Annotated in this window: 11 protein-coding genes, 1 tRNA gene and 1 CRISPR repeat array (1 of these 13 cut by a window edge); of the genes, 3 read left to right on the forward strand and 9 right to left on the reverse strand. The window is 47.1% G+C overall.

The features are described 5' to 3' along the window. Window positions 1-1,245: direct repeats of the CRISPR family, unit length 28 nt; unit sequence GTTCACTGCCGCACAGGCAGCTTAGAAA (it extends 163 nt beyond the left edge of the window). 233 nt (window positions 1,246-1,478) lie between these two features. The 9 genes from DN062_RS00820 to DN062_RS00860 all read right to left on the reverse strand — a co-directional run bounded on the left by DN062_RS00820 (window position 1,479) and on the right by DN062_RS00860 (window position 9,904). Next, a tRNA-Met gene (locus DN062_RS00820) sits at window positions 1,479-1,555 on the reverse strand. Window positions 1,556-1,626: 71 nt separating this feature from the next. Next, window positions 1,627-2,001, reverse strand: a complete 375-nt coding sequence (locus DN062_RS00825; protein ID WP_112156652.1) for a PilZ domain-containing protein — start codon at window positions 1,999-2,001, stop codon at window positions 1,627-1,629. Beyond that, window positions 1,998-2,801 (reverse strand): OmpA/MotB family protein, encoded by an 804-nt coding sequence (locus DN062_RS00830; RefSeq protein ID WP_112156653.1) that lies wholly within the window; start codon window positions 2,799-2,801, stop codon window positions 1,998-2,000. Before DN062_RS00830 ends, DN062_RS00825 begins: the two co-directional genes overlap by 4 nt. Continuing rightward, window positions 2,798-3,592, reverse strand: a complete 795-nt coding sequence (locus DN062_RS00835) for a motility protein A (protein WP_112156654.1) — start codon at window positions 3,590-3,592, stop codon at window positions 2,798-2,800. Before DN062_RS00835 ends, DN062_RS00830 begins: the two co-directional genes overlap by 4 nt. 50 nt (window positions 3,593-3,642) lie before the next feature. Next, on the reverse strand, window positions 3,643-4,026 hold the full coding sequence (apaG, locus tag DN062_RS00840; RefSeq protein ID WP_112156655.1) for a Co2+/Mg2+ efflux protein ApaG: 384 nt from the start codon (window positions 4,024-4,026) through the stop codon (window positions 3,643-3,645). A gap of 10 nt (window positions 4,027-4,036) precedes the next feature. Next, a complete protein-coding gene (gene rsmA, locus DN062_RS00845) occupies window positions 4,037-4,843 on the reverse strand; it encodes a 16S rRNA (adenine(1518)-N(6)/adenine(1519)-N(6))-dimethyltransferase RsmA (RefSeq protein WP_112156656.1) in 807 nt (268 codons plus the stop codon). A gap of 17 nt (window positions 4,844-4,860) precedes the next feature. Then, window positions 4,861-5,856, reverse strand: coding sequence for a 4-hydroxythreonine-4-phosphate dehydrogenase PdxA (pdxA, locus tag DN062_RS00850; protein ID WP_112156657.1), 996 nt, complete (start codon window positions 5,854-5,856; stop codon window positions 4,861-4,863). A 6-nt stretch (window positions 5,857-5,862) separates the two neighbouring features. Next, complete coding sequence (locus DN062_RS00855) at window positions 5,863-7,167, reverse strand: peptidylprolyl isomerase (protein ID WP_112156658.1); 1,305 nt, start codon at window positions 7,165-7,167, stop codon at window positions 5,863-5,865. Beyond that, window positions 7,154-9,904: an LPS-assembly protein LptD gene (locus tag DN062_RS00860; RefSeq protein ID WP_112156659.1), complete on the reverse strand. Its 2,751-nt coding sequence runs from the start codon at window positions 9,902-9,904 to the stop codon at window positions 7,154-7,156. Before DN062_RS00860 ends, DN062_RS00855 begins: the two co-directional genes overlap by 14 nt. A 114-nt stretch (window positions 9,905-10,018) precedes the next feature. Between DN062_RS00860 and DN062_RS00865 the strand changes: the two genes are divergently transcribed. Genes DN062_RS00865 through djlA form a run of 3 tightly spaced genes read left to right on the forward strand, consistent with a single transcriptional unit; the run spans window position 10,019 to window position 12,581 of the window. After that, window positions 10,019-11,062: an aminoglycoside phosphotransferase family protein gene (locus DN062_RS00865; protein WP_112156660.1), complete on the forward strand. Its 1,044-nt coding sequence runs from the start codon at window positions 10,019-10,021 to the stop codon at window positions 11,060-11,062. Further along, the gene (murU, locus tag DN062_RS00870) at window positions 11,059-11,751 is read left to right on the forward strand and encodes an N-acetylmuramate alpha-1-phosphate uridylyltransferase MurU (protein ID WP_112156661.1); all 693 of its coding nucleotides are present in this window, start codon (window positions 11,059-11,061) and stop codon (window positions 11,749-11,751) included. Before DN062_RS00865 ends, murU begins: the two co-directional genes overlap by 4 nt. Then, window positions 11,748-12,581 carry a co-chaperone DjlA gene (djlA, locus tag DN062_RS00875; protein ID WP_112156662.1) on the forward strand — a complete coding sequence of 278 codons (834 nt, stop codon included), beginning with the start codon at window positions 11,748-11,750 and terminating at the stop codon, window positions 12,579-12,581. Before murU ends, djlA begins: the two co-directional genes overlap by 4 nt. Window positions 12,582-12,590: the final 9 nt, after the last annotated feature.

The raw sequence follows: 12,590 nt of genomic DNA on the forward strand, positions 1-12,590 counted from the left end.
GACCCTCAGCAGCAGATGTTCACTGCCGCACAGGCAGCTTAGAAATAACAATCCGCCACCGATTGAGCCGATAGAAGGTTCACTGCCGCACAGGCAGCTTAGAAATATGAGCGGCCGTCGTGTGCATCCAGGTTCAGGTTCACTGCCGCACAGGCAGCTTAGAAATGACCCCATATTACTGAGCCTGTGTCTTGCGCGTTCACTGCCGCACAGGCAGCTTAGAAATGAAGGCATTGTGCTGGGTACTGGAGTTACGTGTTCACTGCCGCACAGGCAGCTTAGAAAAAATGCTCTTTGATTCAATCCGGTGGTGTTTTGTTCACTGCCGCACAGGCAGCTTAGAAACTTTTCGTATGCTCTAAGCATTTTACCAGACGGTTCACTGCCGCACAGGCAGCTTAGAAATAAGACCAGCGTAGGGTTGCCGCCCTTTGATCGTTCACTGCCGCACAGGCAGCTTAGAAATGAAGACTGGAGAACCACTCCTGATGGTTCAAGTTCACTGCCGCACAGGCAGCTTAGAAAGACAGTGCTGGTTAACGGTGAGTTGTTTGTAGGTTCACTGCCGCACAGGCAGCTTAGAAAGTCTCCAAGCGCGCAAAAGGCAGGCTAGGTATGTTCACTGCCGCACAGGCAGCTTAGAAAGTTTGGCGACCGCCGATACTACTAACCCATGAGTTCACTGCCGCACAGGCAGCTTAGAAAAGTCTCCCAAAACCTCACCTCGGCCACAATAAGTTCACTGCCGCACAGGCAGCTTAGAAATGTTTGATGGATGTAATCGAACCCTGATCCTGGTTCACTGCCGCACAGGCAGCTTAGAAAATTCATCGACTCATCTGTCATATACGAATACAGTTCACTGCCGCACAGGCAGCTTAGAAAACCGGATTCCATTCGGGTCCAGACGTGTTCGGGTTCACTGCCGCACAGGCAGCTTAGAAAGAAAGTGGGGCGGTTGGCCTCTACATCCTCTAGTTCACTGCCGCACAGGCAGCTTAGAAATTTTACACTGAGATGCTGAAGCGGCCGATCGCGTTCACTGCCGCACAGGCAGCTTAGAAAGATTATGAGTCGTACACAAGCAGCACCGGACAGTTCACTGCCGCACAGGCAGCTTAGAAACAATGTAGCCCCCATTATGGCCCGACTCTACCGTTCACTGCCGCACAGGCAGCTTAGAAACAGAATCAGAAGGACCGTTTTTTGGTACCCAAGTTCACTGCCGCACAGGCAGCTGAGAAATTGGCAAAGGAGACGTGTTCGAAAATAGATGTGTTAAAAAATTGGAATCAGTTGATTTGCTAAATTCACTTAAGAGCATGTGATGCGTGCAAACGTAAGGCCATTGTAAAAAAGAAGTAAAGTTTCTTTAAAAAGTGCGTCACAAAACTTGCTGCATTTTGCCACAGAAAATTATTTAGAAGACACAAAGAAAAAAGGCAGATCAGTAAGTAACTGATCTGCCTTCTAAAATTTGGTAGCGGGGACAGGATTTGAACCTATGACCTTCGGGTTATGAGCCCGACGAGCTACCAGACTGCTCCACCCCGCATCAACGTGGAGCAAATATTATAGATAGAAGGGCAGTGTGTCAAGCGTATATTCGAATTTATTTCATTAATATTAATTGATAGCACGTTTTTGCCTTAAAATGGCATCTTTTTGGCACTGCAGGATAAACTGGGACAGAAGTTTTTCATCTTTAACGTCTAGGTCAACTAGTTTTCCAGCATAGCGTGTCGTACTCTTATGCACGATATCAATACGACAGTGGAGGGTAATGTCCTTACCCTCCAACAAAAAGCTAAACTTAGCCTTGTGTTGGCCGCCTTGAAGAGGTTGCGAGGTCATGAAGGCAACGCCTCTTGTCGACAAGTCTTGTAACTCAACTTTATGTTGATCAACGAACAAGACTATAGGATCTTGCTGTACGGGTACCATCCGGTAGGCACGTCGCTCATCATCCTTGTTATCAGGTAATGAAATCTGGGGCTTCATAATTTTGGCAGCTCTATTTTTTCCAGCACAAATTCTATTCGTCTGTTCATGGCTTGGTTTAATTCCGAGTCATTTGGGACAAGAGGTAAGGTATCACCATAGCCCGTGGCCGTAACTCGAATGGGCGCGAGCCCACCCTCCACTAAAAAACGCAACACCGTTGTCGCTCTTACGGCTGAAAGCTCCCAATTGGATGGGAATTGCTCTGTATTTATGGGTGTATTATCAGTATGACCTTGGATTTCCAGTTTAAATCCAGGATTCATTAACGCTATTTCTAATACTGAGTCTAGCACTGGCATCATTGAACGTCTAATGTTCGCAGATCCTGTTTCAAACATTATGGCTCCGTTGACGCGTAAATTGAGCTTGCCGTCCCTAGGTGTGCCGATTTCAACCCAGCTGCCCATATCTGAACGATTGAGTGCTGTGTTTAAATCTGTTGCGATTTCACTTAATTCAGCATTCGCTGCCTCAAGCAATGCTTGTTGAAAACGCACTTGATCGGCTAAGAATGAGTCCTCGGATGAGCGGTTAATAACGGGATGATCGATTTCTGGAATTTGGCTGGTATCGGGGGCTGAGACTTCTAACTCAATCAGACTATTAGAGGAGCCCTCACGTGATAGTGCGAGGCTGATTGAGCGAGCGGTTTCCTCAAACGATTCCATTTCAATGCTGGATATTGAGAAAAGCAAAACGAAAAAAACGAGAAGGAGCGTCATGAGGTCAGCAAAGGTTGTGATCCAGCCAGGGCCATCATTCTCCTCAAGCAATTGTTGTTTTCGGGACGATTTCATGTCTTTTTGCCGTTCTCATCACCCTGGTTCTTACCTAAACGCAGGGGTTTACGTGAATCCTCAGGTAAGTAAGATGACAGCTGTTCATATACATGTGCATAGTGATCGTTGGTTAGAATGCTGATACAGCCTTCGCGGATAATTTCTAGGTTTGTGACTTCTACAAGCGTACGAGCGCGTAATTTACCGGCTATTGGCAAAAAGATAACCGTGGATAGTAGTGAGCCATAAAAGGTTGTTAAGAGTGCGATGGCCATTGCAGGACCAATGGTTTCTGGATCTTTAAGCGCGCTTAGCATTTGAATGAGACCAATTAGGGTACCAAGCATACCGAATGAGGGCGCGTACATAGCCATTTTTTTAAACACATCTTGCACCGTGTGGTGGCGTGAGATGAGGGAGTCAATTTCATTTTGCAGGGTGTTGCGAATAACCTGCTCGGATGCAGCCTCTGCTAGCAAGTTTGCCGCTCGTCGTAAGACATGGGAATTGGTTTCAATGTCACCGAGCTTTAGCAATCCGTGGCGGTGGCTGATGCGGCTTAACTCCAACATTGTGTCAATCATTTCTTGCGCGTTGGTGCGGTCTCGTGTGAACACAATCCACGCCGCTTTGAACGCATTGAGAACATCTCGGAACTGAACGGTTAGAAATGTTGCGGCGATGGTTCCGCCCGCAACAATCATCATGCCAGGGACGTTAATGAAGACGTCTGAGCTGCCTCCGATTGCGATAGCGCCAAGTATCAGAGCAAAACCAAGAATGATACCGATGAGTGATGCAAAATCCATGGCCCTTCCTTAATGGTAAGCAAACAACAGACGATTGGTCTATTGGCAGGTTAGTGGAGTGCGTTCGGTTGTGCCAGTGTGAAAGCCTGAATAGGGGCACGGAAGCTAAGCTCTCCAGCCATCATATTGTAATATCCTTGCATGCTGCCCACTTCAGTCGATAGTACTGTGCCGCTGGTATAGCTATAACTTGAGCCGGGTGCTATGACGGGTTGTTCACCAACAACACCTTCTCCTTGTACCTCTTGGACATTTTCATTGCCATCGGTAATTAACCATTTACGGCTGAGGAGCTTAACCGCAACGCTGTTATTATTACGAATGGTAATGTGGTAAGAAAACACAAAGCGATGAGCATCTGGGTCTGATTGCTCTTCGAGATATGCGGTTCGAACATGGATATCGACGTTATTGCTAAGTTCACGAGTATTCATTCTACGGTTATTATCCTTTTATATCGGCAAGGTAATCGCTGATTTTAACGAAATCAGCTAGCGATAGGCGTTCTGGACGTAAGTTAGGATCTATTTCAATGCGCTCAAGTGCATCGCTATCAATCAGTTCTTTAAGGTTATTACGTAGCGTTTTTCGGCGCTGCCCAAATGCGGTTCTCACCACTTGTTGAAAAAGCTGATGATCTTTCGCTGGGTAAGGCAGCGTTTTGTATGGCACCAGTCGAACAATCGCTGAGTCAACTTTAGGCGCAGGGTGGAAAGCGCTGGGAGGAACTAAAAATAAATTTTCAACCTTACAGAAGTACTGAGCCATGATGCCTAGGCGGCCATAATTGTTTTCGCCAGGGCCCGCGGCTAAGCGAAGAACAACCTCTTTTTGCAACATGAAATGCATGTCTTCAATAATATGGCTGTGGCTAAGTAAATGAAAAATCAATTGGGTTGAGATGTTGTATGGCAAGTTGCCAATGATACGCAATGGGCGGTCATCTTGAATCAGTTGCTGAAAGTCAAAGCGCATAGCATCCGCTTCGTGCACCGTAAATTGATTGCCATAGTTAAAAAACTTGGTTCTCAGTATAGGGACTAAGTCTCTATCTAGCTCGATGGCGTCTAAGCGACCTGTGGCGTCTAGTATTTCTTCTGTCAGGGCGCCTAATCCAGGTCCTATTTCAACTAAATGTTGTTCAGGCTTTGGATTAATGGCACGAATGATCCGACGGATAATGGATTCATCCTGGAGAAAGTTTTGTCCAAAGCGTTTGCGGGCTTTATGACCCGCTTCATGTTTACTCATGTCGTGTTTAAATCCTGTTAGTCGTCTAACCGACGTGAAGAGGCCATTAACGCAGCATACTGCAAGGCGGTAAATAAGCTGCCAGGGTCGGCTTTTCCCGTTCCAGCAAGGTCTAGAGCTGTACCGTGATCAACTGATGTGCGAATAATGGGAAGTCCAAGTGTTATGTTGACGGCTTTACCGAAACCTTTGTACTTAAGAACGGGTAAGCCCTGGTCATGATACATGGCTAACACGGCATCCGCTTCGGCTAGATGATGATGTGTAAAAAGTGTGTCAGCGGGCAGAGGCCCAATCAATTGAATGCCTTTGGCACGAAAGGTGTCAAGGACTGGACTGATTACGCGAATTTCTTCATCCCCTAGGTGCCCAGACTCCCCTGCGTGAGGATTGAGCCCGCACACAAGAATACGGGGATTTGGAAGCCCAAAGTAGGTTTTTAAATCCGAAACCAACACATTAATAATATCGGTCAGTAACTCAGGTGTAATGGCGTCAGCGACGTCTCTTAGTGGAAGGTGAGTGGTGGCTAGCGCAACCCGTAAGTCTTCGGTGGCTAGCATCATGACCACTTTGGAGGCACCCGTTAAGGCTTCCAAAAATTCAGTATGCCCACTGAATGCAATGCCGGCATCGTTTATCACAGCTTTGTGAACGGGGGCCGTAATCATGGCGTCAAATAGACCCGTTTGGCAGCCTTCTGCTGCACGGCGTAGCGTTTGCAGAACATAATGCGCGTTAGCTGTATTGAGATAGCCTGGAGAGCAGGGGGCTGCTAGTGCGACAGGGTCGCAATATAGCACACCCGCAGGTGTCGGCTGCGGGTCTGATTCAGCATCAAACAGATGAATATCTAAAGGCAGTCCCAGTTGTTGGGCGCGAGCCTGCAACATGTCAGGATCGGCTACAACAATTAGCTGATGTTCAGATTTTTGTTGTGCGATCATGATGCAAAGGTCTGGACCTATGCCAGCGGGCTCCCCCGCTGTGATCGCCAGTCGACAGGCATTCATCTTTGCTTATCCCTGAGTTGGCTGCTTGAGTTCAACATAGGCCTCTGAGCGCAGTTCGCGCAACCAGTTGTCGAGCTCTTCATTAAATTTGCGTTGGCGAATGGTGATGCGAGCAAAGTTCTCCATCATCTCCGAACTCATGTCTTGTGTGCGGCGATCTCTAACATGCAATATGTGCCAGCCAAAACGAGACTCAAAGGGGTCAGATGTTTGACCGACGGGGGTCGTTTTCATGACTTGCTCGAACTCGGGCACCATTTGTCCATCTTGTGCCCACCCTAAGTCACCGCCTTGTGAGCCGCTTCCAGGGTCATCACTGTATCGACGTGCCAACTCTTCAAAGGGTTGTCCTTCGCGCATACGGTGACGTAAATCATGAACGAGTATGCGTGCTTGTTCAGGCGTGCGGATTTCATTGGGGGCAATCAAAATATGGCTAACTTGTGTTTGTTCGACGAGCGTGACCTCTCCGCCTCGTTGGTCATTCACACGTAAAATATGAAAGCCCCCTGAGGTGCGAATAGGGCGAGTAAATTCACCGGGTGCAATACCAGCCAAGGAAGCTGCAAGTGACTCAGGCAGTTCGCTTTGTTTGCGCCAACCCAACTCACCACCGCTTAATGCATTAGGTGCATTAGAGGTGGATACAGCTAGATCAGCAAACTCGGCGCCAGCCATGAGCTGATTGTAAACTGATTCGGCTTTTGCTTCGGCCGCTTGAATCATATCGGGAGACGCTTGTGAGGGTAGAGCAATTAAAATATTGCTAAGATGAAATTCAGCTTGGTCTTGACCATCTGCCATTTCTGAGTTGATAAAGTTGCGAATTTCTTGCTCAGAAACTTGTATTCGGCGGTTAACATTGGTTTGTTGAACCTGCGAGATTAGAATTTCGCGGCGAATTTGTTCACGAACATCTGCATAGTTTTCACCTTCGGCTTCAAGCGCTGCACTGAACTCCGTTAAGGACATGTTGTTTTGAGCAGCGATGTTCTCTAAAGCCTCATTCAGCTGTCGATCTGATACACGAATGCCTTGAATCTCAGCCAGTTGCAGCTGAATACTGTCTAAGATTAATCGTTCGGTAACCTGTTGGCGAAGTACCGATTGATCAGGAACCTGGACGCCACGAGACAGTATTTGTTCTGTAAAGAGGCGTTCACGTTGATTCAGCTCGCTTTCAAGAATGATGTCTTCATTGACAATAGCGATGATGCGATCAAGATGTTGCGCTTGAGCCTGAAAGCTAACAGTGCCTGCTAATAGGACCGTTGAAACAGCCTTGTAGAGGGTTTTCTTAGAAATTATCATGGTCTTTCTCTTTAAATCCGGTTATTTCTTCGATCAGGCCACGACCGCCATCACCGCCAAAGGAGCCAAGTCCACGTAGGACAAACTCAACGAAAACACCACGGTCATAGCTGGCCGTTGCGCCTCGAACGTTAGATGATGTCAGCCACTCTCTTCCTGTTAAACGCATTTTCCAACAGCAGGTTCCATATTCGACACCGACTAATGTATCGAGTTTCTTGCTGTTTTCAATATCATGTTGCCAACGTCCTACGACGCCCCATTTAGGGTTAATCTGATGTCTGAAAGCAATATCTGATTGACGAATAGGTTCGTTTGCATTGTTTGAGTTGACGCGGTCACGGTAACTCAAATAGAGCATGTTTTCATTATTTGGAATCCAAATTGCTCGATAATTATGCTCTTCGAATGAGTAGTTGTTTCGATCAATCTCTGAATCGTGGCTAAGACGCAGGGTTGGAGTAATATTCCATTGCGCCATAAAGGCTAGATTGGAGCTGGTCTCTTGCCCTGAAATGTCGCCAGGTCTGAGATCCATACTATCACGATCTTTTAGGTAATGAGATTGCGCAACAGCAACGCGCAGTTGTTCAACCCCCTTATCGCTGTATATAGCGGATGATACACCCAACGTCGCTTGTTGTGTGGCGGATACGCGATCATTTCCACTCCATCCATACGGATCGAAGAGATTGTAGTAGCTAAAATCGAGAGCCGAAGAGTCAAAGTAGCGGAACTGTGACGGCGAGGGTTGAGACTTGTTTTTCTCTACGTGCAACAGCATCAAGCGTGGCTCAAAGGATTGCGAATAGGATGTATTACGAAAATGAATGTCACGATCAAAGTAGAGCCCTGAATCTAGGCTGGCGATACCTGCTGTAGTGGAGGTCGGCAAGTTGAAATTCGGCGCTGATTCAAAGTTAAACGAATACTGGCTGTGCCACAGGCTTAGCTTTGGATGCACATATCCCCAAGGGCGGTAGTATTTGTAAGAAAGCGATGGTCGTAAATGCACGCGGTCTGCGGTTGTTTTCCTAAGTGCATCTTCGGGAGCGCTAAACATCGCTTGGTCAAAAAAGTCCCGACGATCGCGACGAAAACGAACATATTCAGCCGTATAATTAAAATCCAATCGCTGATTTAAGGCTTCTTGGCCAGTTAATAATACCTGTGGAACGCGCTTATAAGGTGAGGCTATGTTGTCGTTGATGGTTTGGTAGTCGTGAAAACGCCCCAACAGTTGCCAAGTATCAGCCTGATATCGGATTTCTGCTTTTTGATCTAAATGTTCTTTGCGCTCAACTTCAAGGCTTGTGCCCAAGTCAGCAAAATAGTCATCATCACTCGCCCGACTGAAATCAACGCTGGACGTAACTTCAGGTGTAATTTGCCCTTGATGCTTAACACTTAGCAGCCATCGGTTTTCGTTATTGGCTCGATTGTCGTTTGCCAAGACTGCCGCACTGAGTTCATTGTTTGACCAAGAGTTGAGATAGCGGAGCTCATTCTCCAGTAGCAATCCTCTATTCTCGATAAAACGCAGTGTTAGCGTGTCATCTAGGTTGGGTGCCAGGTTGAAGTAATAGGGAACGCTGATGTCAGTACCGTCACCTTTTGAGACTGACAAGCTAGGATATAAAAAACCTGACTGGCGTCGATCATCTATTGGAAAGCGAAACCATGGCATGTAAATCACAGGAATACCTGCGACTTGTAAGGTTGCATGGCGTGCAACGCCGTAGCCTTCTTCAGGGTACAATTCTATGCTGCCTGAATGAATCGCCCAGTCATTGTTTCCGGGCTCACAGTAGGTCATCATGCCTTTTTCGAGCGTGATTCGGTCATCTATATAATGAGTGATCTGCTCAGCAGAACCACGAAGATGCTCTTGGTGCATCACGTATTGGGATTGGCTGAAGCCAGAGACGCCTTGATCAAAGTCTACATCGGCACGTTCTGCAATCATCAACAATCCGGGCTGACGGAACTGGACTTGGCCCTGTAAAGAAGCGGTGCGCTCGGCTTGATTGAGCTCGCCATAATTACTATTGAACTCACGTCCGCCTTGACGGATGTTAACGCCGCCAGTCAAGCGGGTCAATCCAGATTGGAGATCGGCAGATGAACTGCTAGCGCCTGCGTATATGGGCAGTTCACTCAGCGGTCTATTTTCAGCGATAGCGGCCATTAACTCTTCAGGTTCAATATAGCGCCCCGAACATAAACGAGTTTCGTTATCTGTATAGGGGTACCAGTCTAAATGAGAGTAAGGTGCATCGGATGCTAAAAAATCGGGCAGTTTGGCTGCACTCGATTGGGCGCTAGTTGGGAGTTCATTTGGAGTGACTTTGTTAAGAACAGCATCAGGCGTGCTGGTAGCTTGCTCTGCCGTTGTTTGCAAAGGTGTTGGTGTTTCTGGTGTTTGCGGCGCTTGTCGAACCTGTGGCACTTGTGACGCAGTGGTTAGAGGCTTTGAGTCAGATGGAGCCTTGTCGGGCTGTACTTCAGATACAGATAAGCGCCTTTGCGTCGTTGGCTGAGAAGTTGAGCGCACCATGGACTCAGCGTTATTTGTTGTATTGGCTGCAGGCGTAACGCCTGAAGCACACTCCCACTCACCTTGAGTGTTGGCTTTACAGTCCCAACTAGCTTGGCTCGTTTGCGCCATAGCATAGGACGATAATACCGCAGCGACAGCTACGGAGAGTCGAAAAGTCGATGATTTAGTAAAGGGCATCAGGTCGCCATCCAGTTGCGGATCGGGCAGGCCATTTCGTGCCGCCCCCGAGTCTAGTACTATTAAAGACTGAATAATAAAGCATTCGTCCTATCAAGTGCTAGAGGAGCGGGCATGGGAGATCGTCAACAACGGCTGAATACTTGGGTAATCCAGACAGCCACCGAGTTAAATTTAGACATTAATCCTAATATGGGCTTAGTGCCTGTATCAGGAGATGCCAGCTTTAGACGTTATTATCGTCTATTAGGCCAGCAAAAAAACTGGATTGTGATGGATGCTCCGCCAAATTTAGAGGACAGTCGGCCTTTTGTAGAAATTGCAGAAAAATGGCATGAATTTGGCGTTAAAGTGCCTCAAGTTTTGGCAAAAAACCTTGAGTTAGGTTTTTTATTGCTCGAAGATTTTGGCGATACGTTGTTGTACAGCGGATTAGTCGAAGGGCAAGAGGGTGAGTTATATGCGAAAGCGGCTCGAACCTTGGCCTGTATCCAAGCAATGCCAGGGGACGATTTACCTGTTTACGATGCCGCAAAGCTGCAAACAGAAATGGGTTTGTTTGACGAATGGTTTTTATCTCGCTGGTTAGGCCTATCGATCACGGATGACGTGCTTGAAGGCTTAACAAAGGTCAAAGCTCGCTTGCTGGAGTCAGCACTGGCGCAGCCACAAGTGGTTGTGCATCGTGATTATCATTCCCGAAACCTGATGATTTTACCTTGCGGTAATATTGGCGTGATAGACTTTCAAGATGCAGTGCGAGGTGCAATCACCTATGATCTCGTGTCTTTATTTCGGGATAGCTATATTAGTTGGCCTGATGAGCAGGTGTATCATTGGCTAGAGGAATATAGGCAAACCTATTTACATGATAATGTTGGCCTGAGTGCTCAGGTGTGGCAACGGTATTTTGATTGGATGGGTATGCAACGTCAGTTGAAGGTTTGTGGTATTTTTGCGCGGTTATCTCTGCGTGATGGAAAAGACGGCTATTTAAATGATATTCCACTAACCTTGAGTAATTTGTATCGAAGTGCACGGCGTTATCCGGAGTTTTCGGACTTTGCAGATTGGTTAGCGCAAGTCGTTATACCTGCATTTTCATCTCACCCTCGTTTTCAAGGTCAGTCTTTAGAACATTGGTGGCGCGACTTATGAAGGCAATGATTTTGGCAGCCGGCTTGGGAAAGCGGATGCGTCCCTTCACCTTAACGACGCCTAAGCCCCTAGTGCCCTTATTAGGTAAGCCACTGATTGATTATCCCTTGCGTCAGTTAAAGGCGGCAGGTATTCGGGATATAATGGTGAACCACGCCTGGTTAGGGCAGCAGATTGTGGACTATTTAACGCAGAAGGATACTAAAGGCTTAAAGATCAATTTCTCGAAAGAAGATGAACCTCTTGAAACCGGAGGTGGGATTTTTAAAGCGCTACCTTGGTTGACACAGGGAGGTGAACCTTTCTTCTTGGTTATGAATGCTGATGTGTATAGTGATTTCGATTTATCAGTTTTGCTCAACGTCAGTCTAGATGAAAAAGACTTAGGGTGCCTGGTGATGATTGAAAATCCTGATTGGCATTCAGAAGGAGACTTTCGTTTAAGTGATAATGGCTACTTAAGTGATTCCGACGGGCGGTCACTGACTTTTTCAGGCATTAGCATTTTAAGCCCAACACTATTTACAGATTGTAAAGCGGAAGCGTTTGCGTTGGCACCCTTGTTGCGTCGAGCAATTTCTCAAGGGGGCCTAAAGGGTGTCTGTCATCAAGGTATTTGGTCGGATGTGGGCACCCCTGAGCGTTTAGCGGCATTAGAAGCGCAATTAACACATGAGAATCGAGAATGAGTGCTGAGCATTGGGGAAGGCAAACAGGACAGGGCTTCATTAAGCATAAAACAGGCTTAGTGATTGGGGGACTGATTGGGCTGTTTACGGGTGGTTTTTTTGGATTGTTGTTTGGTGGCGCTGTCGGTTACTTCCTAGAGCGAATGCTTAAAAAAGTGAAATCCATCGCTCCACAGCAATTATTTTTTCGGGCAACCTTTGCCGTGATGGGTAAAATTGCGAAGGCCGATGGGCGTGTCACCGAGTCTGAAATCGAGTTCGCGCGAGCTGTTATGGCTCGTATGCAGTTGAACGAGCAGGCTAAGCGAAGAGCCATTGAGTACTTTAATGAAGGCAAACAGCCCGATTTTGATATGGCCAAGGTTTTGAAACCCTTGGCTTTAATTCTGCGTGGCCGCTTGTCTGTTAAGCTCATGTTTTTGGAAATGCAATTGCAAACCGCCATGGCGGATGGTGATATGTCGGCAGCTGAGCTTAAAGTAATAGAGGAAATCTGCCATCTATTACAATTCACGTCGCTTGAAATGCAAGCGGTGGTGCAACGTATTCGTGCTGCACAGAACTTTGCTAAGCACAGTCACGAATGGCAGCAGCAGCCGGGCTTAAATGACGCACAGCTACTAGAAGATGCCTATGGCGTGCTGGGTGTACCCACGTCTGCAACCGATGCTGAGATTAAAAAAGCATGGCGTAAATTGATGAGCCAGCATCACCCCGACAAACTGGTTGCTAAAGGATTGCCGGAAGAAATGCTGGAGTTGGCAAAAGAAAAAACCCAAGAAATCCAAAGCGCGTACGATCGGATCAAAGTTGCGCGTGGGATGCGTTAAGCATTGGCG

Origin of the sequence: Nitrincola tibetensis (assembly GCF_003284585.1) — a bacterium.
GTDB lineage: Bacteria > Pseudomonadota > Gammaproteobacteria > Pseudomonadales > Balneatricaceae > Nitrincola > Nitrincola tibetensis.